The organism is Pseudomonas sp. IT-P2 (assembly GCF_949767575.1).
GTDB classification, from domain to species: Bacteria; Pseudomonadota; Gammaproteobacteria; order Pseudomonadales; family Pseudomonadaceae; genus Aquipseudomonas; species Aquipseudomonas pharyngis.
This window is the reverse complement of record NZ_CATKQA010000011.1, coordinates 628,876-655,121: the sequence shown is the minus strand read 5'-3', so window position 1 is coordinate 655,121 and position 26,246 is coordinate 628,876. Positions and strand designations below refer to the sequence as shown.

Annotated in this window: 18 protein-coding genes; 16 read left to right on the top strand and 2 right to left on the bottom strand. The window is 58.8% G+C overall.

Annotated elements, in window-relative coordinates; genetic code table 11:
* Window positions 1-10 precede the first annotated feature (10 nt).
* On the top strand, window positions 11-3,142 hold the full coding sequence (locus ACM6JM_RS09675; RefSeq protein ID WP_011334170.1) for an efflux RND transporter permease subunit: 3,132 nt from the start codon (window positions 11-13) through the stop codon (window positions 3,140-3,142).
* Between the two features lie 3 nt (window positions 3,143-3,145).
* The gene (locus ACM6JM_RS09670) at window positions 3,146-4,555 is read left to right on the top strand and encodes an efflux transporter outer membrane subunit (protein ID WP_011334169.1); all 1,410 of its coding nucleotides are present in this window, start codon (window positions 3,146-3,148) and stop codon (window positions 4,553-4,555) included.
* A gap of 95 nt (window positions 4,556-4,650) precedes the next feature.
* Here ACM6JM_RS09670 and ACM6JM_RS09665 read toward each other — a convergent pair whose 3' ends face one another.
* Window positions 4,651-5,214 carry a TetR/AcrR family transcriptional regulator gene (locus tag ACM6JM_RS09665; RefSeq protein ID WP_103385261.1) on the bottom strand — a complete coding sequence of 188 codons (564 nt, stop codon included), beginning with the start codon at window positions 5,212-5,214 and terminating at the stop codon, window positions 4,651-4,653.
* A 531-nt stretch (window positions 5,215-5,745) separates the two neighbouring features.
* Here ACM6JM_RS09665 and ACM6JM_RS09660 point away from each other — a divergent pair.
* Both ACM6JM_RS09660 and ACM6JM_RS09655 read left to right on the top strand, forming a co-directional pair.
* Window positions 5,746-7,857: a 3-hydroxyacyl-CoA dehydrogenase NAD-binding domain-containing protein gene (locus ACM6JM_RS09660; RefSeq protein WP_074690579.1), complete on the top strand. Its 2,112-nt coding sequence runs from the start codon at window positions 5,746-5,748 to the stop codon at window positions 7,855-7,857.
* A 130-nt stretch (window positions 7,858-7,987) separates the two neighbouring features.
* Window positions 7,988-8,770, top strand: coding sequence for an SDR family NAD(P)-dependent oxidoreductase (locus ACM6JM_RS09655; protein ID WP_414881745.1), 783 nt, complete (start codon window positions 7,988-7,990; stop codon window positions 8,768-8,770).
* A gap of 5 nt (window positions 8,771-8,775) precedes the next feature.
* Here the strand turns inward: ACM6JM_RS09655 and ACM6JM_RS09650 are convergent, their stop codons facing one another.
* Complete coding sequence (locus ACM6JM_RS09650) at window positions 8,776-9,357, bottom strand: TetR/AcrR family transcriptional regulator (protein ID WP_011334165.1); 582 nt, start codon at window positions 9,355-9,357, stop codon at window positions 8,776-8,778.
* A gap of 403 nt (window positions 9,358-9,760) precedes the next feature.
* Here ACM6JM_RS09650 and ACM6JM_RS09645 point away from each other — a divergent pair, with 403 nt between their 5' ends.
* From ACM6JM_RS09645 to ACM6JM_RS09590, 12 genes are all read left to right on the top strand, one after another.
* On the top strand, window positions 9,761-11,185 hold the full coding sequence (locus ACM6JM_RS09645) for a DUF1329 domain-containing protein (RefSeq protein ID WP_011334164.1): 1,425 nt from the start codon (window positions 9,761-9,763) through the stop codon (window positions 11,183-11,185).
* A gap of 21 nt (window positions 11,186-11,206) precedes the next feature.
* Window positions 11,207-12,853, top strand: a complete 1,647-nt coding sequence (locus ACM6JM_RS09640; RefSeq protein ID WP_039768483.1) for a DUF1302 domain-containing protein — start codon at window positions 11,207-11,209, stop codon at window positions 12,851-12,853.
* Between the two features lie 8 nt (window positions 12,854-12,861).
* Window positions 12,862-15,264 carry an efflux RND transporter permease subunit gene (locus tag ACM6JM_RS09635; protein ID WP_414881744.1) on the top strand — a complete coding sequence of 801 codons (2,403 nt, stop codon included), beginning with the start codon at window positions 12,862-12,864 and terminating at the stop codon, window positions 15,262-15,264.
* 10 nt (window positions 15,265-15,274) lie between these two features.
* On the top strand, window positions 15,275-16,219 hold the full coding sequence (locus ACM6JM_RS09630) for a WD40/YVTN/BNR-like repeat-containing protein (RefSeq protein WP_074690581.1): 945 nt from the start codon (window positions 15,275-15,277) through the stop codon (window positions 16,217-16,219).
* 244 nt (window positions 16,220-16,463) lie between these two features.
* Window positions 16,464-17,747, top strand: coding sequence for an acyl-CoA dehydrogenase family protein (locus ACM6JM_RS09625; protein WP_011334160.1), 1,284 nt, complete (start codon window positions 16,464-16,466; stop codon window positions 17,745-17,747).
* 56 nt (window positions 17,748-17,803) lie between these two features.
* Window positions 17,804-18,937, top strand: a complete 1,134-nt coding sequence (locus ACM6JM_RS09620) for a saccharopine dehydrogenase family protein (protein WP_011334159.1) — start codon at window positions 17,804-17,806, stop codon at window positions 18,935-18,937.
* A 10-nt stretch (window positions 18,938-18,947) separates the two neighbouring features.
* Entirely contained in the window at window positions 18,948-20,507 is a 1,560-nt protein-coding gene (locus ACM6JM_RS09615) for an AMP-binding protein (protein WP_011334158.1), read from the top strand.
* Between the two features lie 13 nt (window positions 20,508-20,520).
* Complete coding sequence (locus tag ACM6JM_RS09610) at window positions 20,521-21,759, top strand: thiolase family protein (protein WP_011334157.1); 1,239 nt, start codon at window positions 20,521-20,523, stop codon at window positions 21,757-21,759.
* 11 nt (window positions 21,760-21,770) lie between these two features.
* A complete protein-coding gene (locus tag ACM6JM_RS09605) occupies window positions 21,771-23,138 on the top strand; it encodes an NAD(P)/FAD-dependent oxidoreductase (RefSeq protein ID WP_074690584.1) in 1,368 nt (455 codons plus the stop codon).
* A gap of 190 nt (window positions 23,139-23,328) precedes the next feature.
* Window positions 23,329-24,801, top strand: coding sequence for a flavin monoamine oxidase family protein (locus ACM6JM_RS09600; RefSeq protein ID WP_011334155.1), 1,473 nt, complete (start codon window positions 23,329-23,331; stop codon window positions 24,799-24,801).
* 9 nt (window positions 24,802-24,810) lie between these two features.
* Entirely contained in the window at window positions 24,811-25,467 is a 657-nt protein-coding gene (locus tag ACM6JM_RS09595) for a c-type cytochrome (protein ID WP_414881743.1), read from the top strand.
* A gap of 39 nt (window positions 25,468-25,506) precedes the next feature.
* Window positions 25,507-26,169, top strand: a complete 663-nt coding sequence (locus ACM6JM_RS09590; protein WP_011334153.1) for a hypothetical protein — start codon at window positions 25,507-25,509, stop codon at window positions 26,167-26,169.
* Window positions 26,170-26,246 lie beyond the last annotated feature (77 nt).

Sequence of the window (26,246 nt, the reverse complement as noted above, 5' to 3'; positions counted from 1 at the left end):
GGATATTCCGATGTCTCAGTTTTTCATCAAACGCCCGAACTTCGCCTGGGTGGTGGCGTTGTTCATCTCTCTGGCCGGTCTGCTGGTCATTCCGATGCTGCCGGTGGCGCAATACCCCAACGTCGCGCCGCCGCAGATCAAGGTGACGGCAACCTATCCCGGCGCCTCCGCGAAGGTGCTGGTGGACTCGGTCACCAGTGTGATCGAAGAGTCGCTCAACGGTGCGAAGAATCTGCTGTATTTCGAGTCGACCAACAACTCCAACGGCATCGCCGAAATTGCGGTGACGTTCCAGCCGGGCACCGACCCGCAGCTCGCTCAGGTTGACGTGCAAAACCGTCTGAAAAAAGCTGAAGCGCGGATGCCGCAAGCCGTGCTCACCCAAGGTCTGGAAGTGGAGCAGACCAGTGCCGGGTTCTTGCTGATCTATGCGCTGAACTATAAGGAGGGCACCCAGCACAGCGACACCACCGCACTGGGCGACTACGCCGCGCGCAATATCAACAACGAGCTGCGCCGGGTTCCGGGTGTCGGCAAGCTGCAGTTCTTCTCCTCCGAAGCGGCGATGCGCGTCTGGCTCGACCCACAGAAACTGGTGGGCTACGGGCTGTCCATCGACGACGTCAGCGCGGCCATCCGCGGCCAGAACGTACAAGTGCCGGCCGGCAGCTTCGGCAGTACGCCGACCAGCAGCCAGCAGGAACTGACCGCCACCCTGGCGGTGAAAGGTACGCTGGACAATCCGGAAGAATTCTCACGCATTGTCCTGCGTGCCAACGAGGACGGTTCCACGGTCAAACTGGGCGACGTCGCCCGCGTGGAAATCGGTCAGGAAAGTTACAACTTCAACTCGCGTCTCAATGGCAGACCTGCCGTGGCAGCGGCGATCCAGTTGTCGCCAGGCGCCAACGCAATCCAGACCGCAACCGCAGTCAAGCAGCGCCTGGCCGAACTGTCGGCGTACTTCCCGGATGACGTGGAATATTCCGTTCCTTACGACACCTCGCGTTTCGTTGATGTCGCGATCGAGAAGGTGATTCATACCCTGATCGAAGCGATGGTCCTGGTATTTCTGGTGATGTTCCTGTTCCTGCAGAACATCCGCTACACCCTGATTCCGTCGATCGTGGTTCCAGTGTGTCTGTTGGGCACGCTGATGATGATGTACCTGATGGGCTTCTCGGTGAACATGATGACCATGTTCGGCATGGTGCTCGCCATCGGCATTCTGGTGGACGACGCAATTGTTGTGGTGGAGAACGTCGAGCGGATCATGGCCGAGGAGGGCTTGTCGCCGGTCGATGCCACGGTGAAAGCCATGGGGCAGGTATCGGGCGCGATCATCGGTATCACCCTGGTGTTATCGGCGGTGTTCATGCCGCTGGCGTTCATGTCCGGCTCGGTCGGTGTGATCTACCAGCAGTTCTCGGTATCGCTGGCGGTGTCGATTCTGTTCTCCGGTTTCCTTGCCCTGACGTTCACCCCGGCGCTATGCGCCACGCTGCTCAAGCCGATTCCACAAGGGCACCATGAAAAGCGCGGCTTCTTCGGCGCCTTCAACCGTGGCTTCGCCAAGCTCACCGATCGCTATTCGGTGCTGAACAACGGGCTGGTGGCGCGCGCCGGCCGGATGATGTTGGTGTATTTGGGCATTATCGCCATGCTCGGCTTCTTCTACCTGCGCCTGCCGGAATCCTTCGTGCCGGTGGAGGATCAGGGCTACATGATCGTCGACGTCCAGTTGCCACCGGGCGCGACTCGCACCCGTACCGAAGCGACCGGCGAACAACTGGAGCGCTACCTGGCTACCCGCGACGGGGTTCAGTCGACGTTCCTGGTGTCCGGCTTCAGCTTTTCCGGGATGGGCGATAACGCAGCGCTGGCATTCCCGGTGTTCAAGGACTGGTCGGAGCGTGGCGAAGATCAATCGGCCATGGCGGAAGTCAATGCGCTGAACGAGCAATTTGCCGTGACCAACGACGGTGCGGTGATGGCCGTGCCACCGCCGCCGATTGACGGGCTGGGCAACTCCGGTGGTTTCGCCTTGCGCCTGCAGGATCGTGCCGGTCTGGGCCGCGAAGCATTGCTCGCTGCCCGTGACCAGGTGCTCGGTCAGGCCAACGGCAACCCGAAAATCCTCTACGCCATGATGGAAGGCCTGGCCGAGTCGCCGCAATTGCGCGTGGTGATCGACCGTGACAAGGCACGCACCCTGGGGGTGAGTTTTGAATCAATCAGCAGTGCGTTGTCTGCCGCGTTCGGTTCGGAGGTGATCAACGACTTCACCAACGCCGGCCGCCAGCAGCGCGTGGTGGTGCAGGCCGAGCAGGGCGACCGGATGACTCCGGAAAGCGTGCTCAAGCTTTATGTACACAACACCGCGGGCGATCTGGTGCCGCTCAGTGCTTTCGTCACCACGCATTGGGAGGAAGGTCCGGTGCAGGTGGTGCGCTACAACGGTTATCCGTCGGTGCGCATCGTCGGTGATGCGGGGCCGGGCTACAGCACCGGTGAAGCCATGGCGGAAATGGAGCGTATCGCTGCGCAATTGCCGGCCGGCTTCAGCTACGAGTGGACCGGTCTGTCCTATCAGGAGAAGGTCTCCAGCGGTCAGGCCACGCAGCTGTTCGCGCTGGCCATTCTGGTGGTGTTCCTGCTGCTGGTGGCGCTGTACGAGAGCTGGGCGATTCCGCTGACCGTAATGCTAATCGTGCCGATCGGCGCCATCGGTGCGGTGCTCGCGGTGATGGTCGCCGGCATGCCCAACGACGTGTACTTCAAGGTCGGTTTGATCACCATCATCGGTCTGGCGGCGAAAAACGCGATTCTGATCGTCGAGTTCGCCAAGGAGCTTTGGGAGAAAGGTTACAGCCTGCGCGACGCCGCGATCGAGGCCGCACGGCTGCGCTTCCGGCCAATCGTGATGACGTCTATGGCGTTCATTCTCGGCGTAGTGCCGCTGGCACTGGCGACCGGGGCAGGTGCCGCAAGTCAGCGGGCGATCGGTACCGGGGTGATCGGCGGCATGCTCAGCGCGACGCTGCTGGGGGTGTTGTTTGTACCGATCTGTTTTGTCTGGGTGCTGTCGATGCTGCGCAGTAAACCTGCGCCCATTGAACAACCCGCTTTGACTCAGGAGTGACACATGCGTATTTCAGGATTTTCTACGCTGGTGATCGCCATGCTGCTGGCCGGTTGCTCGTTGGCGCCGACCTATGAGCGGCCCGTTGCACCGGTCGCGGACAACTGGGCGGGCGAGTCGCTGAAACAAGGCGCTCCGATCAACCAATTGGCGTGGCAGGCGTTCATCGTCGATCCCGATCTGCGCCGTCTGGTGGAGGTTGCGCTGGATAACAATCGCTCATTGCGCCAGACCCTTCTGGACATCGAGCAGGCTCGGGCGCAGTACCGAATTCAGCGGGCTGATCGGGTTCCCGGGCTGAATGCAAGCGCGTCCGGCAATCGCCAGCGCTTGCCGTCGGACCTGGCCAGCGACGGCCGGGCAGGGGTGGCCAGCCAGTATCAAGTCGGCCTGTCGCTGCCCGAATACGAGCTGGATCTGTTTGGCCGGGTAAAAAGCCTCAGCGACTCGGCGCTGCAGGAATATCTGGCTACCGAAGAAGCCGCCCGCGCCGCGCAGATCGCGCTGATCGCCGAAGTCAGTCAGGCCTATCTTGTTCATGACGGCGCCCAGCGTCGTCTGGATTTGACTCAACAAACCCTGAGCAGCCGCGAATACTCGTTCGCGCTGATCAGCCAGCGCCGCTCCAGCGGCACGGCGACTGCGCTGGATTATCAGGAAGCACTGGGGCTGGTGGAGCAGGCGCGGGCCGAGCAGGAACGCAATCTGCGCGAGAAGCAGCAGGCGTTCAACGCGCTGGTTTTGCTGCTGGGGACAAAGGATGCAGGGAAAGTGATTCCCGAGCGGCTGACGACGCAGCCGATGCTGGTGCAGGACATCGCCCCGGATACCACCTCGACGCTGATCGAGCGCCGGCCGGACATTCTTGCGGCCGAGCATCGACTGCAAGCGCGCAATGCCGACATCGGCGCGGCACGGGCGGCGTTCTTTCCGCGTATCAGCCTGACCGGCAGCTTTGGTACTTCCAGCGCGCAGATGTCCGGTCTGTTCGACGGTGGCTCGCGCTCCTGGAGTTTCGTGCCGAACCTTTCGCTGCCGTTGTTCGATGCCGGTCGCAACAGTGCCGGGCTGAGTCTGGCCGAAGCCCGCAAGGATTCAGCCGTGGCGGCCTATGAAGGCACGATTCAGACGGCGTTCCGCGAGGTCGCCGATGCATTGGCCGCCACCGACACCTTGCGCCGGGAGGAGGCCGCGCGCCGCGCACTGGCCAACACCAGCACTGAAACCCTGAGTCTGGCCAAGGCCCGTTATGAAGGCGGTATCGACAGCCACCTGCGTTATCTCGATGCCCAGCGCACCAGTTTCGTCAACGAAACGGCGTTTATCGAAGTCAGCACTCAGCGCCAGATTGCCCTGGTCGATCTGTTCCGTTCGCTGGGTGGAGGATGGTCATCACAAACAAACGTCAGATAAATCCTGGCAAGAGCTCCTTTGGGTTGGCGCATCCAACCTTTTGCCCCGTAGACCGAGAGGTCACGGGGCTTTTTTGCAGGAGGATAGAGTGTGGATTATCGGGGTTTTACGTTAGCGGCACCGTGCAGGAACATCTGTTCCAGCACATTGGCCGAGTTGGCGCTGGCCGCGCGCCCACGGCGCTCGGCATCGACCATTCCGAAGATCATGGTCAGGAACAGCTCTGTGAAAACGGCTGCCGTGATATCGATGCGAAATGCGCCCAATTGCTGGCCGCGCAGAAAAAAAGCATCCAGGGCATCGGCATAAGATTGCCAACGGTCGCCCTCACCGTTGACTGGAAAAGTGTCGGGGCGGTACTGAAAGAGCAGGAAAACCAGCATTTCACGATGCGCCAAATGCTCATTGATCAAACTGCGCAACGCCTGCACCGGCTCTCCGTGCAGCAGGTCGGTTGTGGTGGTGATCTGGTTCAGCACCGTCTCACCGTGGCTTTCCATTATCTGCACCAAGTTGTCGCGGGTGCCGCAAAAGCGATGCAGCGTAGCCTTGCTCACGCCTGCCGCTTCAGCCAGTTCCTTGAGCGTCGCACGGGGGCGATCAACGATGGCCAGGGCAAGCGCCTTGATGAGTCGTTCGTCTTGAGGAGTCAGGGACATCAGTCGGTCTCGAATCGTATTTCAGTCCTCGGAATTGTGCAGGAAAAGCTCATTACTGCAATGAAAACCACAGAACTTGAGCAACTTACTTCATCTGAGACGAAATAAGCTCAACGCCCGGCTCACAAAGCTGAACGGATTTCGGGGTATTTGCATGTCATGAACTGCAAAATACCTGGCGTGATCTGCCAAGCTTTTGCATCGGTCGTTATCCAGAATCGAAACCCTCAATAACAAAAGACACTGCATTTGGCTCCCGCCAGATGACGGAGGTTTGCGATGCGCCCGATTCTATTTTCCTGCCTGGCCCTGACTCTCGTCTCTCTCGCCATCTACTCGATTCATAGCTTCTACTCAGCTGGCTCATACGGTGTGTTTAGCCCGGTCAGCTGGAACCCGACAGCACAGTCGCAGCCAGCCTATCCCGTTGCCAGCATCGGTGATGTTTTCCGGAAATTTTAAAACGCCGCGGATATTCGATCTTCAATCACGCCCTCTCAACACCCTGAATACGTCAGTAAGGGACACTCCATGTGTGACCTGATCCATTACCGCGTCGTAGATGGCCTGGCGCTGATCGGTCTTGACCGTGCGCCGGTCAACGCACTCGACCAGACCCTACGTGCAGCCCTCATTGATGCCTGTGAGCGTGCCGCTACGGACATAGCGGTGGGTGCCGTCATTCTCTATGGGGTGCAGGGACTGTTCAGTGCTGGTACCGACATCAAAGAATTCGGGACCGAAGCGTGCTTCGCTGAACCTGACTTGCCTGGCATCCTGACTCGCTTGAGCGCGCTTCATAAACCACTGATTGCGGCGATCAGTACGTTTGCGTTAGGAGGAGGGCTAGAGCTGGCCCTGGCCTGCGGATACCGGATTGGTGCGCCAGATGCACGGCTAGGGTTGTCGGAAATCAATCTTGGTCTGATGCCTGGCGCCGGCGGTACGCAACGCTTGCCCAGGCTGATAGGCGCCGAATCGGCTTTGAACCTCATTCTTTCAGGTGAGCAGATCGATGCCGAGCGTGCTCGAATGCTCGGCATTCTTGACCGTATCTCCTCCAGCACCGAACAGTTGCTGGAAGAGGCGCGCGCTTATGCCAATGAGCTGATCGAATGTTGTGCTCCTGCGCGGCCAGCCGAAGCATGGCCAAACCCCGCCGAGGACTTGCCCGATGATTTCCTGGCGCGTTATCGCGTGGAGCATGAGCCGCGCTGGAAAAGTCGACTGGCGCCCAGGTTGGTGCTTTCTGCGCTGGAGGCCGCCTGCCTGTTGCCGATGGAAGAGGGATTGGTGCGGGAATTGACGCTGTTCAAGCAGGCTGAAGCATCACGTCAGTCGAAAGCATTGCGGCATGTTTTCTTCGCAGAACAAGACGCGCGGCGAACGCCCCGGATCGATACGGCTGATCCGTCGCGCAAGATCAACAAGGTTGCCGTGATCGGTGCAGGCACCTTGGGTGGAGGCATCGCGATGAGCTTTGCCGATGTCGGTATTCCCGTTGCGCTGATGGATCTTGATGGGCGCACGCTTGATCGCGGTCTCAAACGTGTTCGTGAAAACTATCAGCTCAGCGTCAAGCGCGGAAAACTCAGTGCCGTACAAATGCAGCAGCGGATGGAGCTGCTGTTTGGCACGCTCGACTACGCAGACCTTTCAGATGCCGACCTGATCATTGAGGCGGTATGCGAAAAGATGGAGAGCAAGCATCAGGTGTTCCTCGCTCTGGAGAGCGTGTGTAAGCCAGGTGCCATTCTTGCGACCAATACGTCGTCGCTGGATATCGATGCGCTCGCGAAGATGGTCTCTCGTCCGCAGGATGTCATTGGCATGCATTTCTTTAGTCCGGCCAACGTCATGCGATTGGTGGAAATTGTGCTTTGTCAGACTACAGCGCCGGACGTCGTAACCGCTGTCATGGACATCGCCAGACGTATCGGCAAACTTCCGGTCATCTCCGGTAACAGCGCCGGCTCCATCGGTAATCGCATGCTCGAACCCTATGCCCGCGAAGCTCACCGTCTGGTACTGGAGGGGGCGACGCCGGTCCAGGTTGATGCAGTGCTGACCAGTCTGGATTTGAATATGGGCGTATTCAGCATGCTGGATCTGGCAGGTATCGATGTGAGCTTTCTAATGCGCGACGCCAAGCGTGAAGCCATCGCCCATGACCAGAGCTACTGCTGCCTTGCCGAGGAACTGTATGCCTTGGGACGGTACGGGCAAAAGACCGGACGTGGCTTTTACCTCTACGAGGGACGTAGTCCAAGGGAAGACCGGGAAGTCATCATGCTGGCAGAGCAGCTTGCCCGTGAACACAACGTTACGCGTCGCAACATCGAAGATCTGGAAATTCACGATCGCTGCCTGTTTGTAATGATCAACGAAGGCATTCGCTTGCTGGACGAAGGTATTGCCCTGCGTGCCAGCGACATCGATCTGGTGTGGATCAACGGCTATGGCTTTCCCGCGCATCTCGGAGGCCCCATGCATTACGCCGAGCAGTTGGGCCTGGAAACGGTGCTCAGCCGCATCCATCACTATCGCAGCGCGCTTGGCGAATACGGTGAGATGTGGTTTCGCCCAGCGGCGCTTCTGGAACGTCTGGTAGCCGCCGGCAGATCTCGCATCGAAATATTCTGAAAATTCCCTTTCTCCGGACGAGAGCGAGTCATGAGGACGACCACGCATCTGCCTCATGCTCGCCCGATTTCGGAGAAAGGGACCTGTTACCCGTAGAGCGCGCCAGCGCGATTCATTTCGAGGTGTGTTGATGACTCAAGATTTCATTCAGAATTTTTCGCTTGCCGGCCGAACGGTATTGATCACCGGCGCCTCCAGCGGCATTGGAGCTCACCTGGCAAGGGTCGCTGGGCATGCCGGCGCCCGGGTTGTGCTGACTGCACGACGCGTCGAAAGACTCGCACAGGTGGCAAAGGACATTGAATGGGATTGCGGGCAAGCGCTGTCCGTCGAACTTGATGTGACTGACCGGAACAGTGTCGAAGCGGCGTTCGATGCGGCCGAAGCACATTTTGGCGTGGTTGACGTGGTACTCAACAACGCAGGTATCGGTAACGGCCAGCGTCCACTCGAAATCAGTGAAGAGCAGTGGCGTGAGATGCTTTCAACCAATCTGGATGGCGTCTGGCGTGTCGCCCAGGTTGCTGCACAAAGGCTGGCAAAGGCCGGACGTAATGGCAGCATCGTCAACGTGGCCTCGATACTCGGACTGCGTGTTAGCACCGGTTACAGCCATTACTGCGCTGCAAAAGCCGGAGTGGTTCAGCTGACCAAGTCACTGGCGCTGGAGCTGGCGCGGTACAACATCAGGGTCAACGCCATCGCGCCAGGTTATTTCAAGACTGAAATGAACGAAGCTTTTTTTGAGGGTGACAAGGGCAACAGCTACATCCGCGATAGGGTGCCCATGCGTCGACTGGGTCAGTTACATGAACTGGCCGGTCCCTTTTTGCTGTTAGCGAGTGACGCCGGTGCATTCATGACTGGCAGCGTACTGACCGTGGATGGAGGCCATCTGGTCAGCAGCATGTGATCGGCTCAGTGACTGGCCACCAGCAGGGCCAGTGCGGCGCAAGCCGTCTCGGTTTCGGCCCTCAATCTATGCAGGTCTCCATGGGCGGACCACGCGATAGTCAACCCGTCAACCAGTTGGACCAGAAGCCGACTTGCGGCCTTTAAAAACTTTTCCCCCAGCTCTGCGCCTACAGCTCGCTCCAGTGCCTGCTCAGTCGCTTCAATGGCTACTGAGTAAATCTTGCTTGCCATTTCGGGGTCATTGCGCAGTGCCCAAAAAAACAACTCACTCTGCGCCTTGGCCGCGTCCGGATGATCGATGAACCAAGTGATCAACTGTCGCAGGACTTCGGCAGTCGTATCAGCGGCAGTTGTCCCGGCAGGGACGTGTTCCAACGCTTGATGAGGCAGGTTAAACAGTGACTCATAGACGGCATAGAAGAGGTCGTTCTTGGTATGGAACACGTAATGCAACGATGCCAACGGACAACCGGCCGCCGCCGCAATCCGTCGGGTCGTTGCATTGGCGACACCGTGCTCGGCAATCACTTTGATCGTTGCCTCGACGAAATCCTGCCGGCGTAATTCAGCGCCCATTCTGGCCATAGGTCAGCAATCTCCAATATTCCTGGCGCCCTTTATCGGTAAGGGCGCTGTCGACGCTTGCGGATGCTACAGCAACGAATCGCCTTGCGTCAGGGAAGAAACGGTGGTCTGAAACTGTCGCACCATTATTGGTAACGACTGTTTCGCAAATTCCCGATTTGGTGCGAACCGAAGAAACACTCGGAAATGTTTAACGAAAATCTCGTGGCTCGAATCTATCCCTCGTTTCTGTAATCGATTGATTAAACGTGACTATTTCCCGCGCTTCAGACATTGGCACCAGCCTTGCTTTGATCAAGCGACTTGGTCAATTGATCAAGTCAGTTGATTAGGTTAGCGCAGGCAACGTGTTACTGCCGTCAAAGTGGCCACGGTGCCGATCAAGACCCACGAGGATCCTCCAATGAACACAGTGATTGAGCGCCCCAATAACAATGTTTCTAAAGGCGTCGTACGCAGATGTTTGATCGCGGCCGTCGCCGCATCAACCTTCATCTGCACGGCGCAGGCGGCAGATAAGGATCCTGCATTGCTCGGCACAAAACTGACCCCGCTGGGAGGTGAGGCGGCTGCCAGCGCCGATGGTGTCATTCCTGCCTGGACACCACCCGGACCACAAGGCGGCGGTTGGAGCCACGGCCAGGTGCGAGGTCAGCAGTGGAAGTTCAAGGATGACAAACCGCTGTTCAGTATCGACTCAGGCAACGTCGCGAAGTACACCGGCAAGCTTTCCCCTGGCCAAGTGGAAATGTTCAAGAAGATTCCGGGGTACCGGATGGATGTGTATCCGACACGGCGCAGCTGTGGGGTACCGGATTTCGTCGCGGAAAACACGAAGAAGAATGTCGGTTTCGCGAAACTCGACGGCGACGGTCTGGCACTGCAGGAGGCTTACGTCCCCGGTATCCCATTTCCGTTTCCAACCTCGGGTGCCGAGGTTATGTGGAACATGAAAATGCGTTATCGCGGCGTCGGCTTCGATATGTCGAAAACCGTTTCCGGAATTTCGCCGCGAAAAGGGAGTGAAGACTGGCTGCGAACCTCCACGGACTGGTTCATGTACACACCATGGGGCGTGAAGGGCAGTGCATTGTTTTCTTCATTCGATCGACTCGAAGTTGCGACCTACTTCAGCTACTCCGACCCCGCAGCCCTTGCCGGGCAGGCCGGCGTGGTGACGACCAAAGCTGGCGAGCAAGCCACTACGTTCTATTACTTCCCGGGCCAGCGCCGGGTACGTCGCATGCCGGCGTACTCCTACGACGCACCGCAAATCGGTCTGGACAATCAGTACACCATTGATGAGTCCAACGTGTTCTTTGGTCCGATGGATCGCTTCGACTGGAAGTTGGTCGGCAAGCAGGAAATGCTTGTGCCCTACAACTCGTTCGGCGCCTACGACAACTCGGCGAAGATTGAGGATGTGGCCAAGCGCGACTTCATCGCCCCCGAATCGCGTCGCTATGAGTTGCACCGCGTCTGGGTGGTAGAAGCAACCGTTCGCCAGGGCATGCGTCATCAGGCTCCGAAACGTCTGTTTTACATCGATGAGGACAGTTGGAACGCGCTGATGGCGGTGGACTACGACAAACAAGGGCAAATCTGGAAAGTCCGCGAAGGCTACACAATCCCGGTCTACGAGACTGGCACCTGCGATATGGAAGCCCAGGCGCAATACAACCTCGTTGATGGTCGCTACCTCTACGACATGACCTCCATTGGTACCGGCAAGAACGACCATCGCTGGCTCACCGATAGCGCCAACAACCCTCGTTTGAAACGCGACTTCTACACCTCAGACAATCTGCGCGCCACCAGCGAACGCTAACAGCGGCTTTCGGGAACAGACATGAAAAAAATAATCAGTAAAACCTCAGGTCTTGTCATCGCGTGTGCAACCCCATTTGCCATGGCGTTCACTTTTGAAACCGAAAACATCCGAGGCTCATTCGATTCCACTCTCGCTGTGGGCATGGGGTTACGGACCGAATCTCGCGGATGCAATCTCATCACCAGCAGTCCAGGCGGTCACAATCCTCCCAGCGGTTGTCTGGCTCCCAGCGCCAATATTGGTGACCAGGGCGACTTGAACTACGACCGGGGGGATCTGTTCACCAACTACATAAAAGGCACCCATGAACTGGTGCTTAAATTTCCCGAGGACTACACGTTCATGGCACGCGGGAGTTGGATACGCGACTTTGCCGCGACCGACACCAGCGGTGCGCTATCGGCCAACCGGCCTGAAGGTGTCGGGAGCGACGGCCTCACCAGCAGCGCCCGGGACGATCTGGAGTTCAAAGCGCGCCTGCTGGACCTGTGGGTGAGCAAGAGTTTCGATGTCGGTGAACAGCGTGTTCGTGCTCGTCTGGGTAATCAGGTCATCAACTGGGGCGAGAGCCTGTTCGCTGCCGGCGGCATCAACAATACCAACGCCTACGATGTCATGGCGTTGTCGCGTCCCGGCACCCAGCTCAAGGAAGCCCTGTTGCCAGCGCCGATGTTGAGCCTCGCGTCAGGGCTTGGTGCCGGCGTCAATATCGAGGCGTACTGGCAGTTCAACTGGAACAAAAGCGAGCTGCCTCCCGTGGGCAGTTATTGGTCCACCACCCATGCACTGGGCGAGGGCAGGGGAGCTTACGGTTACGACGAAAAGGACGCACGCAATGGAGGCCAATGGGGGGTGTCGCTGCGCTGGCAGCCTGACAACACCGATCTCAACCTCGGCCTGTACGTGATGCGTTATCACGACAAACTGCCGTCGTTGAGCATGCAGGTACTGGATCCGGAAACCTTCGCTTTGGCGCAAACCTGGAAGTATCCGGAGGACCGCATGATGTACGGCATCAGTGCCAACATGCCGGTCGGCGACTGGGCATTGGGCACGGAGCTTTCATATCGCCCAAAGGATGCGGTGCCGCTTAATCCAGTCATCGACGCCTGTGCCAGCAACGGTGGCAAGTGCTGGACGGATGAAAAGAAACTGCAATGGCACCTGACCGGCATTTACAGCATGACCCCGTCCAACTCGCCGACGTTGCTCGACCTCACCGGTGCCAGCACCGGTACGCTGCTGAGCGAACTCGTGGTCGTGAAATACCCGGGGCTGCATAACGAGTACGCCGGTGAACCGATTGCCGCCGGTCTCAATACCTGGCAACTGGATCCGTCCATCCCGCCGAGCGCCAAGGGCAACAAAACCTCTTCCGGAATCAGCCTCGATTTCAGCCTGACGTATGACAACACGCTGATCCCTGGCTGGCAGGTGACGCCGGGAGTGTTCTATTCGCAATCCATCAAGGGACGCACACCCAACCTGTCGGCGACGTTCACCGAGGATGCCAGCAGTATGAACCTGTACCTCAACTTCGTGCGCAATCCTGCGAGCTGGCAGATCTCGGCCAACTACGCCAAGTTCATGGGCGGCAAGACCCCTTACGATCAACTGCTGCGTGATCGCGATTACGTCGGCCTTGTGGTCTCCCGAACCCTATGAGGCACGCCGTGAATAGTTCTCTGAAAATGAAGGAAACCAAAGTGCGCGGTGTATTGCCGCGCATCGAACAGTGGTTGTTCACTCATCGCCTGCTGACGTTGTTGAGTTTGGCGGTGTTCACAGCGGGCATGGCCTGGTTTGCCGTCCAGTTACGCATGGAAGCAGGATTTGAAAAGCAGCTACCCATTGGCCACGAGTACATCTCAACCTTTGAGACGTATCGCAACGACTTGCTCGGTGCGAACCGGCTGACCGTGGTGGTAAAGGCTCGTCAGGGGACGATCTGGAGCCAGGCAGGGCTCAAGCGCCTTTATGACGTCACTCAGGCGCTGATTTTCCTGCCGAACGTATCGCGCAGCAGTGTGCGTTCGTTGTGGACGCCCAACGCGTTCGTCAACGAAATCACCGAAGAAGGTTTTCGTGCCGATCCGCTGGTGCCGGGTACGGTGACGCCCGAAAGTCTCGATGAAACGAGCATGGCGATGATCGCCAACTCGACGGCGCAGGGTGGCTTTATCGGAACGCTGGTCGCTCGCGACCAAAGCAGCGCAATGATCACTGTCGATCTCAACGAATTCGATGCTGACGGCCAGCGCCTCGACTATGTGGCCTACAACCATGTGCTTGAGGAGAAAATTCGCAATCAGTTCGAGGACAAGGACTTCGAGATCCAAATCATCGGTTTCGCCAAGCAGATCGGTGACATTGCAGTAGGTGCCTCGGCGGTGCTGGAGTTCTGCCTATTGGCATTGCTGCTGACGGCCGCTGCGGTGTACTGGTATTGCCATTCACTTCGTTTCACCTTGCTGGCGGTGGGTTGCTCGCTGGTGTCACTGATCTGGCAGTTCGGCGCCTTGCGTTTGCTCGGCTATGGACTGGATCCGCTGGCAGTGCTGGTGCCCTTTCTGGTGTTTGCCATCGGGGTCTCCCATGGCGTACAGCAAATCAACTTCATCATTCGCGAGATCGCCTGCGGCAAGTCGGTGGAAGGAGCGGCACGCGCCAGTTTCAGCGGCTTGCTGATTCCCGGCACGCTGGCGTTAGTCACTGCATTTGTTTCGTTCGTAACGCTATTGTTGATCCCGATTCCAATGGTTCGGGAGCTGGCAATCACCGCCTCGCTCGGGGTGGCGTTCAAGATCGTCACCAACCTGGTGATGCTGCCGATCGTGGCATCAATGCTACGGGTAGATGCCGGTTACGCCGCTGCCGAGGAAATTTCTCGCCAGCGCCGGGCTCGTTGGTTACGCGGTTTTGCCCGATTGACTGAATGGCACAACGTCCGGTGGGTGCTGGGCATGGCCATGCTGATATTTGTCACCGCGGCCTGGCAAAGCCACGATCGGGTGGTTGGCTCCCTGCAGGCCGGGGCGCCTGAACTGCGCGAGGATGCGCGCTTCAATCGTGATGCGGTATCCATTGCCGGCAATTACGACATCGGGCTGGATTGGCTCAGTGTGGTCTTCGAAGCCAAAACTGACGCCGGCGCAAACGCTTGTGAAGACATTGCCCTTGGTCAGTATCAGGATCGCTTTGTATGGGCTATGCAAGGTGTACCAGGTGTGGTGTCGGTCACCTCGTTCTCTAACAGCCTGCGGCAGTTTAACGAGGGCTATAACGAGGGCAACCCGAAAATGAACGCAGTGCCCATCGACCCGACCAACTACTCGTCGATGGCCGCCGAAGTAGCTCGAGTGCCAGGGATGATGCGTCCCGATTGCAGCATGACGGCGGTGCATCTGTTCCTAGCCGATCATAAAGCGACGACCATTCACCGCGTGATTGCCGCCGCCAAGGCATTCCGTTCTCAGTTCATTCAGCCGGGCGTGAGCATACGCTTGGCTTCCGGTAACGCTGGCGTGATTGCGGCGATCAACGAAGAGGTAGAACGCAGCGAGCTGCCCATGATGCTTTATGTCTATGCAGCGATCGCTCTGTTGGTGTTTGTCGTCTATCGAGACTGGCGCGCGGTGTTGGTCTGTTGCCTACCGCTGACACTGGGCACCTTCATCGGCTACTGGTTCATGAAAGAGCTGCAAATCGGTCTGACCATCGCCACCTTGCCAGTCATGGTGCTGGCCGTCGGCATCGGCGTGGATTACGCCTTTTATATCTACAACCGTCTGCAACTGCACCAGGCTCTCGGGCAGCCAATTACCAAAGCGGTCGAGCACGCGTTGCTGGAGGTAGGCGTCGCTACGATCTTTACCGCCATCACCTTGGCGGTGGGCGTCGCCACCTGGGCGTTTTCCGATCTTAAGTTCCAGGCCGACATGGGCAAGCTGCTGGCCTTCATGTTCCTGGTCAACATGATCATGGCCATGACAGTTCTGCCTGCATTCGCCGTGTGGCTTGAACGAATGTTCCCACGGCGTCGTCCAGTGCGCTTGATTGGCTCTCTGGTGCATTGAGGAGATCCCGATGCGAAATCTGATTGCTTTACTCGTTCTAATGTTATCGGCGTTATCGCAGGCTTCGCCCTTGCCGACCGTACCTGCAGCAAAAACTGCCAACGCCAGTGCCGCCACGCTGTTGAGTGTTACCTGGGCTGGGGAGCGAACCGTTGCCGTCGGCGATCACGGGGTGGTGTTGCTGTCGGACGACCGAGGCCAGCATTTCCGTCAAGCGACATCCGTACCGGTGTCCACGCCTTTGACCGGTGTGTCCTTCGTCGACGCCAGACAGGGCTGGGCTGTCGGCCACTGGGGCGCAATTCTCGCCACCAGGGACGGAGGTGAGAATTGGCAAGTTCAACGCTTGTCCAGTGCAGAAGATCGGCCATTGTTTGCGGTGCACTTTTTCAACCCGATCCAGGGTGTCGCGGTAGGGCTGTGGTCGCTGGTGCTGACAACCGATGACGGCGGAAAGACCTGGATCGAGCAAAAAATCGATGCGCCTCCCGGAGCGAGTCGTGCCGACTTGAATCTGATGGGACTGTTTGCCGATGGAGCAGGGCATTTGTACGCAACGGCGGAACGCGGCCAGTTATTGCGCTCCGATGACCAGGGCAAACACTGGCGCTATCTGGATACGGGCTACAGCGGCACGTTGTGGACAGGGGCCGTGCTTGGCGACGGTTCACTGCTGGTGGGCGGGCAACGCGGCACCTTGTTGCACAGCTCTGCAGACGGTTCGAACTGGCAGCGCGTACCGTTGCAAAGCAAGAGTTCAGTCACAGCCATAGATGTTTCCGGGCGAGCAGTGATTGCGGTAGGACTCGACGGTTTGATGGTTCGCAGTGACGACGGTGGGAGCAGTTTTCACGAGCAATCCAGTAGCGACGGTGTTTCTCTCACCGCGATCCTGCTCAACAGTGACACTTCACCGATTCTGTTTTCACGGCGAGGCGTCGTCCCTCAACGCTGATGCCATCGATGTGTCGGAAGACAGGCGCCAACCCGCTTTCCGGCATTTCAGCGCGAAAAAACATCTAGAACCCTGCTGATTTTCGGCCGGATTTTCCGTGCCTGGAGAGCAGCCATTTACGTTTTCAACAATAAACATAACAGATGTTGCGTTAAATAATTTTGCTTGTTAGAGTCGATTGCAAATAACAAGACGCAGAACGTTGCAAAGCGCAGCGACCTGCGATTTCGATGGAGGTACTCTGATGATCTCGCTCAAGTCGACACTTACCCTGCCAGCCGCCGGACTCTCCGGATTCGAAACACCGCTGACAGAAGAGGAGGCTGCAATACAGGCCTCCGTCCACCGCTTCGCCAAAGAGGTGTTACGCCCGCTGGGTCGAGAGCTGGACCGGATGACCCCGGAAGAAGTCGTTGCCCCGGGCTCGCCTTACTATTCGTTGTTCGGCGAATTCGCCAAGCTCGGTCTTGACCCGGCACTGTTGGCGCAGTTACCGCCGGAAATGGCAGTGCGGATCGAATCTCTGATAGGCGAAGAACTCGGCTGGGGCGATGCAGGCCTGGCTGTCTCGCTGGGTTGCGCCGACTTCCCTCTGCAAATGGCCATCGCCGCTGGCAATGCCGAGTTGGTCGAACTCTGCCAAGGCCGGATCGGCTGCTGGATGGCCACTCAACCTGATCGTGGCAGCGACAACCAGATCTTCGACATGGCGCGAGACTGGCCGGCAGGTAAGCTCGGCAATATCGGCAATCTGACCGCTAAAGTGGTCGGCGATGAAGTCATCCTCAATGGCCAAAGCTCCGCGTGGGTCTCCAACGGAGCCATTGCACAGGTTGCACTGGGCTTGATGTGCGCTGATTACGGCGACGGTTTCTACGATGAGAACGGCCGGCCGCACGGTATTGCGCTGATTATCCCCCTCGACCTCAAAGGTGTGTCCAAAGGCAAGCCCCTGGACAAGATCGGGCAGCGTTCCTTGCCCCAAGGCGAAATCTACTTCGACAGTGTACGAGTGCCACGTCGCTTCGCTATTGCCGAGCGCGACCAGTACTACGGTGCTGTCAGCTCCTCCTGGTCCTTCGCCGGCACCCACATGAGTCAGGTGTTCACCGGTGTCGCACGTGCCGCCTTCGAGATGGCGCTGCAGTACTGCCATGAGCGCCGCCAGGGCGGTCATCCATTGATCGATCACCAGATGACCCGTCTGCGCCTCGGCGAAATGTTGCGTCGGGTCGAGGCAGCGCGTGCGGTCGCCCGACGTTCGTTGAGCTTCGCGCGCCTGTCGCCGCAAACCCACCCGTACGCCACAGCCTCCGCCAAGGTCACGGTAACCGAAGAGGCAATGGCCGTTGTGCAAGAGGCTTTCCGCCTGTTCGGCGGCAATGGCACCACCCGCGAATACCCGATCGAAAAACTGCTGCGCGACACCCAGTCGTCATTGATCGAGGACGGCGAAAACCGGGTCCTGACCATGCGACTGGGGCTGCTTGCCCAGCAGCTGTATGCCGAAGGCTGGGCGAACAACTGACTCTGCAGATTCACCCGACATCACTCATCCAAAAACAACAAATGAGGTAAATCCCGATGGCCAAATATCCAGTAGTTGTCTACGGCGCCAGTGGTTACACCGGCATGCTGATCATGGATTGGTTGATCGACCAGCACATCCCGTTCACCGCCGTAGCTCGTAACGCTGCTCGTGCTCAGGAAATGATGGCGCAACGCGTTGTCGGTCTGGAGTCGGCGACCTACGAAATCATCGAGTGCCCACATGAGGTCGAGGCTTTGGTTTCGGTATTCAAAGGCGCGCGCGTGGTTTGCAACACAGTCGGCCCATTCATCAATTTTGGCCTGACTGCCGTTGAGGCGGCCTTGAAGGCTGGCTGCCATTATCTGGATCCGGCCGGAGAGCAGGCGCACATTCGCGCCTTGCGCGATCAGTTCGGCGAGCTGTATCGCCAGGCCGGTCTGCTGCTGTCGCCATCGCTGGCATATATGTACACCTACGCCGAAATAGCCGCCGAGCTGGCCCTGGAAACTCCGGGCGTCGATTCGCTGGAAACCGCCACATTGACTCGTGGCCCACGCACCGGTGCCGCCGGGGTGACCGTCGGTTCAACGGCGACCATCTTCGAAGGCGTCCGCTATCCCGGGGCCTACCTGTGGGAAAAGGAACTCGTGCCTTATGCACCGAACGCCAGCTTCAATGTGGTTTGTCCCGATCTGCTGGAAGCGGTGTTTTGCCTGCCTTGGGGCGGCACCTCATTACCGGTGTTTTTTGAGGATGATGGCCGTGTCCGCAGTTGCATGTCCTGTGTCGGCTTCTACGACAACCCGGTCATGAAAATGGTCCACGGCCTGGGTGAGAAGTGGGAAGCGGAATACAAGCACTTGCCTAAGGAGCAGCAGGACGCGGTGATTCAAAGCCTCGTTCAATCGACCACTCCAAGCATGCCACCGCGTGAACGCAGCACCTTGCAACGCACCGTCGACTTCGCTATCGGTCGCGGTCAACTGACGGCCGTGCGTGCAACCGTGCATGGCATCACGCCTTACATCGCCACTGGCGCCTTGCACGCTGCGGCCGTGGTCAAGCTGTTGAATAACGACACCGCCAAGACAGGTTTCGCTTCGGCCTCCAAAGCCTTCGGTCATCGCTATCTGCTGGGCTTCCTCGAGCAACGTGGTCTGGCCCGCGCAACCGTTACTCAACTGTGAAGTGACTGACATGGCGATTATTGATTTCTTTGACCGTGGCTGGCGGATCAATCCGCATGGCGCGGCGTATATCCAGGACGATCGGGTGTTCACTTTTACCGAAGTCCGCAACCTGTCATGCCGGATCGCCAACGCACTGTTGGCGGCCGGTTTGCCCAGCGGCACCAAGGGCGCCATCTGGTCTGCCAATGATGCAGTGGCGTGGACCTGCACCTTGGGGTTATGGCGCGCCAACCTTTGCTGGATTCCTGTTGGTGCACGCAACAGCGCCGAAGAGAACCGTCACGTGCTCGACGCATTCGACTGCGAAGTGCTGTTTTTCCAGAAAGAGTTCGCGCCGATCATCGACGCGTTGCGTCCTGGCCTGCCGAAAATTCGTCTGTGGATCTGTATCGACGAGCACCTGCCGGGGGCACCGTCGCTCAAGTCCTGGATCGATGGTCAGCCGGTCACGGCACCGGAGGTCGAGTATCAACTGGACGATGTCGTGGCACTCTCGCCAACCGGCGGCACCACCGGGCTGCCTAAGGGGGTGATGAACACTCATCGCAGCATCCAGACGTTCTGCGCGCACTTCATGATCAATTTCCCTTACGGGGATGACCATCCGCCAGTCAACCTGGCGGCGGCGCCGATGACCCACACCGCTGGCACGCTGTCGCTGCCGTGCACCTCCCGGGGCGGTACGGTTGTGATCATTACCAAACCGGATCCGGCTCTGATGCTGGCAATGATCCCGAAGTACAAGGTCACCGAAACCTTTTTGCCGCCTACCGTGATTTATCGACTGCTGGACGTGCCGGATCTGGCGCAGAAGGTCGATTTCAGCTCGCTGAAGTATTTCCTGTACGGCGCGGCGCCGATGTCGGTGGACAAACTCAAGCAAGCCATCGAGACCTTCGGCCCGGTCATGGCCGGTGGTTACGGCCAGACTGAAGCCCCAGCCTCGATCTCCAACCTGCCGCCCGCCGAGCATCTGCACGGTGGACGCCTGGCATCGGACGAGCGTCTGTCTTCTGTGGGCCGGCCCAATCCGCTGGTGCGCGTGGAAATCCTCAGCGACGCCGGGGACATCCTCGGCCAGGGGCAAACCGGTGAGATCTGTGTGCGCGGCGACCTGGTAATGAAGGGGTACTACAAGGATCCGCAGAAAACTGCAGAAACCATCATTGATGGCTGGCTGCACACCGGTGATATCGGTCACCTCGATGCCCACGGCTACCTGCACATTACCGACCGCAAGAAAGACATGATCATTTCCGGTGGATTCAATGTTTATCCCAGCGAAGTCGAGCAAGTGCTGTGGAGTCATCCGGCGGTGCAGGACTGCGCGGTCATCGGTGTGCCGGATGAGCAATGGGGCGAGGGCGTGAAAGCCGTGGTTGAGTTGAGCGCCGGGCTTACCGTCACCGCCGAGGAGTTGATCGAGCTGTGCAAGAGCCGGCTCGGCTCGGTCAAGTCGCCGAAAACCGTGGATTTCATTGATGCATTGCCGCGCAGCCCGGTCGGCAAGGTGCTGAAGAAAGATCTGCGTGCCCATTACTGGCAAAACGTTGACCGGCGTATCTGAGGGGAACGATCTGATGGAACCTATTTACATCGCCGGCATTGCCATGACCGAGTTCGGTCGCCACCTGGAACGCAGTCTCCAGGATTTAGCGCTGGAAGCTTTGCAGGGCGCACTCGCCGACTCCGGCGCCTTGCGCGCTGATATCGGTGCGGTGTTCTACGCCGGCATCACCAACGGTCATCTGCAAGGACAACTGTCGATTCCCGGGCAGGTGCTGTGCAGCAAGATCGGCCTCGAAGGGGTGCCGGTGTACAACGTCGAAAACGCCTGCGCCTCGGGCAGTACAGCGGTTCATCTGGCAGTGCAGAGCTTGCGCTCAGGGGCTACCGACGTGGCCCTGGCGTTGGGCGCGGAGAAAATGAACGTGCCGGACAAGTCGCGGGCACTGGCCCTGTTCGAAACCGGTTGGGACGTTTCCACTGCCGAAGAGAACTACGCGACGCTGGTGAAAATGGGGGAGGGCATCATTGTTCCGCCAGGCTCGGAATCTGATCGTCCGTACAGTAAATTCATGGCCATTTATGCTGCCATGTGTCGCTGGCATATGAAGACCTATGGCACCACTCAACGGCAGATTGCGGCGGTGTGTGCCAAGAACCATCAACACTCGGTGCACAACCCCTATTCGCAATTTCGCAAGACCTTCAGCATCGAAGAAGTTCTGGCGGCGCCTCCAATTACCTATCCGATCACATTGCCCATGTGCGCGCCGCTGTCCGACGGTGCGGCCGCCGCGATCCTTTGCACCGAGGCGGGACTGAAACGCATTGGTGCCGATCCAAAACGTTGTGTGCGAATCGCCGCCAGCGTGATCCGCAGCTTCACCCTGCGCGGGCTCGACGAGCCGCACAAGCACGTCAGCCTGTTGGCGGCGCGTGAAGCCTACGAAATCGCCGGCCTCGGCCCGCAGGACATGCACGTGGCCGAGGTACACGACGCCTCGGCAATGGGGGAAATCATCCAGTCGGAAAATCTCGGACTTGCACCGCTGGGAGAGGGTGGGGTTTGTGCAGAACGGGGAGATTTCACTCTAGGTGGCCGTCTTCCGATCAATACCTCCGGCGGCCTGGAATCCAAAGGTCATCCACTTGGCGCGACGGGGATCGGGCAGTTGTACGAGTTGGTCACCCAATTGCGCGGGGAGGCCGGGCCGCGTCAAGTCCACGGCGCGCGGCATGCCATCCAGGAAAACGGTGGCGGTCTTCAAGGTGTCGAGGAAGCAGCAGTCGCTATTCACATCCTGAGTCGATAGGAGCGCATCACATGTCCATGGCCTATCAAGCACAAGAGTTGGAACGCCATTTTGCAGGCGGACATTTCCGTCGGTTGGGTGGCTGGGTCGAAAGTCCGGTTGATCTGCAGCCAGAGCTCGAAGGCGATGTAAGCGCGGACGTCATCGTGATCGGTGCCGGTTTCGCCGGGCTGTCCACCGCCCTGGAGCTTACGGCGCTGGGAGCGAAGGTCATTATCCTCGAGCAGGAGTTTGCCGGTTTCGGTGCCAGCGGTCGGAATGCCGGTTATCTGGGCGGGAGCATCGGCATTGAGTTCGAGTTGTTCCTGAAACGTGTCGGCAAGGAAAAAGCGCAAAATATCGTCAGGTTCTATGACGAAGCGGTCGCCTACGTCGAAGGTCGGTTGCGCGAACTGGGGATCGACTGCGACTACAACGCCTCGGGCATCATCAGGGCGGGGATCCATCCGTCGCAAGAAAAGAGGCTGCGCAAAAGCATGGCCGTGGGCCACGAATTGGGTTCGCAAACCGAGTTTCTGGATCAGGCACAAATGCGCGCGCGGGGGATTCCACCGGCCTTTCTGTTTGGCTGTCTGCAACGCCACGGCGGTACCCTGGACCCAGGCAAATACGTGATGGGCCTGCGCCGCGCTGCACTCCAGGCGGGGGTGAGGCTGTATGAAAACACCACGCTTGAGTCGTACTCCGACGGGCCGACGATCACCTGCCGGACGCCACGCGGTCGGGCGAGCGCGCCAATAGTGGTGCTCGCTACCAATGCCTATACGCCGCAGCTCGGTCTTTTGCGCGACAAAGTCGTACCGTTTCGGGTTTCGGCGGTCGAAACCGAGCCATTGACACCACAGCAGTTGGCATCGCTGGGCTGGGCAGGGCGGGAAGGGTTGACCACGCCGCACCTGGTGATGGAAAGCCATCGCCTGACCGCACGCAATACACTGCTGATGACCACCAAACGGCTGGGTTATGCCTACGGCTCGAAAACCCCGAACATTCCCGATGAGGTGACCTACCGCGCGTTGCAAGACAACCTTGGCGTGCGTTTCCCGACGTTACGCGGTGTCGGCATTCAAGCGTGCTGGAGTGGTTACGTCAGCATGGCCTACGACGCGTTGCCGGTGGTGGGCGAAACCGGGTCCCACCACAACATTCTCTACACCGCGGGTTGCTCCGGACACGGTGTCGCCTCGCAGTCGCTGATCGGCCATTTGCTGGCAGAAAGAATCGGCGGTATCGAGCATCCGCTGCTCGCCGCGCTGCGGCATAAAACTCCGAAAACCCTGCCCGAACCGCTGCAGTGGTGCGCCGTGAATGTGGCGCTGGAGGGAGCACATCTGCTGGACGAATACACCAACCGCAAAGTTGTGCACCCTCATGTCTGACGGTTGAGGTTATAGAACCAACACGCTGATTTTCCGTGGTGAAGCTGACCTTGGAGTCCCGGGGCCGGCAGGCGTTCGCCTGCAGAAAGACAAACGAATGTTTGCGTTCTCGTCACCACTTTTTTACTGCCGCACCCACGCTCGGCCACGGGCGTTCAATCCAACAATAACGTGATGTGAGGCATCGAACATGAGTACTGACGCCCCTCCCGATCTGAAGCGAAGACAATTACTCAAACTGGCCGGTGCAACCGCCGCCGTAGGATCGATCGGTTTGAACCTTGGCCTGGCCAATGCCGCCGATGCGCTGCAAAAGGACAGTTCGGACGATGTATTTGATGTGGTGATCATTGGTGCCGGCCTGGCTGGTTTGACCGCCGCCCGTGATCTGCATCTGGCAGGCTGTGAGTCGCTGCTGGTGCTTGAAGCGCGTGATCGTGTCGGCGGCCGCACCCTCAATCATGACTTGGGCTCCGGCTACATCTCCGAAGCCGGAGGTCAGTGGATCGGTCCAGGACAAACCGCCGTAGCGGATCTGGCCCGTGAGCTTGAGGTCGGCACCTTTCCCAGTTTCTATGACGGGGAAACCGTGATCCTCGGGGGCGATGGACGTGTCGCTGTCGATTTGAAAGGCACCTTCGGTACCGACGAAAGCGTCTCGGCAAAACTCAGCGAGCTGTCGCGTGATGTGCCGTGCGGTGCGCCATGGAAATCCCCCAGGGTGGCCGAACTGGACAAGCTCTCGGCGGGCGACTGGCTCGCTCAGCAAAACATCAAGCCGGAAGATCGCGCAGGGTGGAATGCCAGCTTCCTCCTGACCTGCGGTGTCACGCCGGCGAAGATGGGCTTCTTGCATTTTCTGTCGATGATCAATTCGGCCGGCAGCGAATACATGCGGCTCGATTCGATCAAGGATAGCGCGCAAGGCACGCGGATCGTCGGCGGTTCACAGGTTCTCAGCAGCAAAATGGCGCAATTGTTGGGCGACAGGGTTCGCTTGTCGTGCCCAGTGCGCAAAATTGCTGACTGGAACCGCGACATCGTCAGACTGCAAACGGATCAGGGCGAGATCCGCGCCCGCCGGGTGATCATGGCGATTCATCCCGCGCTGTGCCAACGCCTGCAATTCGATCCACCGCTGCCCGAAGCTCGCGCCGCCCTGCAGCGGGCTTGGCCAGCGCACTCGCCGGCACGCAAGACCGCAATGGTTTACCCGCGGCCTTTCTGGCGTGACAAGGGCTTGAACGGCCACATCATTCAGGTCGGTGGGCCAGTCATCTGGGCCTACGACAACTCGCCGCCAAACGGCGAAATCGGCGTGATCAATGCATTCATTCTGAATGCCGCAGCCCCCACCGACCCCGAAGCCGCGAAGCGTGTGCAGACCGAAATCTATGCACGCGCCCTGGGGGACGCAGCGCTTGAGCCGGTTTCCTACCACGATCACGACTGGGCGCATTTCGACCCGTGGACCATCACGTGCGTGTCGCCGATTCCTCCCGGTTTCTGGTCGACACATGGCGAGGCACTGCGTCCGCCGTGCGGCAATCTGTTCTGGTCGGGCACCGAAACCGCTGACATCTGGGCAGGTTACATGGACGGCGCCGTGCGCGCCGGACGCCATAGCGCATTGCAGGTGCTCAACGCGTTACGTCGGGCATAGGAGGCGGCAATGAAAAAAAACATAGCGCTTGGCGTCATCGCGGTCATTGCGGTGCTGGTGGTGGTTTTCGGCCGTGATCTGCTCGACCTGTATCGGCTGCAGACTTACATCACGACATCCACGGAGGCCTATCAGGCCGAACGCGGAAACTGGCCACACCTGACCGATGCCTGCACCGGTTGCCATGGCAGCCACGGTAACTCGCTGAACCCGACGTATCCGAGCCTGGCCGGGCAACCCGCCGCGTACCTGTCTGCCCAGTTGCGCAACTTTGCAAGTGGGCAACGGCTCGCTCCCAACATGGAGCCGCTGGCGATGACCCTGAGCGCGGATGAAGTTGATCTGCTGGCGAAGTTCTACGCCCGGCAATCGGTCGTTGCTCATGCGGCTGTCAGCCCTGACGAGGGGCTGAAGGACCAGGGCAAACAACTGGTGCAAACCCGAGGTTGCACCGCCTGTCATGGTGCCCAACTGATGGGCCACGACACCTTCCCGCGCCTGGCTGCACAAGGCCAGGACTACCTTTTGGCCCAGCTCAACGCTTTTGCCAGCAGCGAGCGCACTGAGCCAAGTGGCGCGATGCAAGCCATTGCAGCGGCGCTGTCAGCGCAGGAGCGCCAGGCAATTGCTGCTTACCTGGCTGCACTGGTTTCTCAATCCCGCTAACCCATCAAATTTTCTGTCAGCTGTACCGAGGCTATCGTTATGGAACCGAGAAATATTGTGCTGTGCCTTGCCTGTTTCTTGCTGCTTGCCAATGGTCTGACCTTTGGCATCAGGTTTCTGAAGAAGAGAAACCTGCTACTGGCTCTGGAGTGGTTTGTGGTTGCCTTTTCCGCGACAAACTTCCTGATCTTTTTCCTGACAGGATCGGAACATGCGTACCTGATTTCATACTTCTGCGACGCGTTCTCCAGAGCCTTCGGGATTCCGATTATTACGGTGCTCGGGCTGATGGCGGTAACGCATGCCTACAAGCCCTCGATGGGCAAGGAGCTCATGATGTTTGCCGGCGCTCTGCTGGGCACACTCGCGTTGATCTCGACCAAGGTTCTGGTCACGCTCCTGCCGTATTTCTACGTGCTGATGTGGGTGATGTTTTCGGTCTACCTGGTGTATTTCGCAGTACGCCTTGCAAATGTCGGAGAGTCGCTACACGCGATCGGTGTGATGATTGGCATGCTCGCCTCACTGACCATTGCGTGCATCTACGATTTCTACAAGATCCCCGGCGACGACAGCAATGTGCTGCTCAACTTCTACGTGCTTGCACTGACGACCTGGGCTTATCTGCTGGTGCACCTGTATTACGCGTATTGCGCGCTGGAGCGCGCGAAGGGCGCAATGGCAGTTCTGCAAACGCGCTGAGGAGGATAGTTGAAGTGCTCGAAGCCGCCGTTTTGGCGGCTTTTTTGCGTAATGCAGGGTAGGGCGGTGGGCATCCT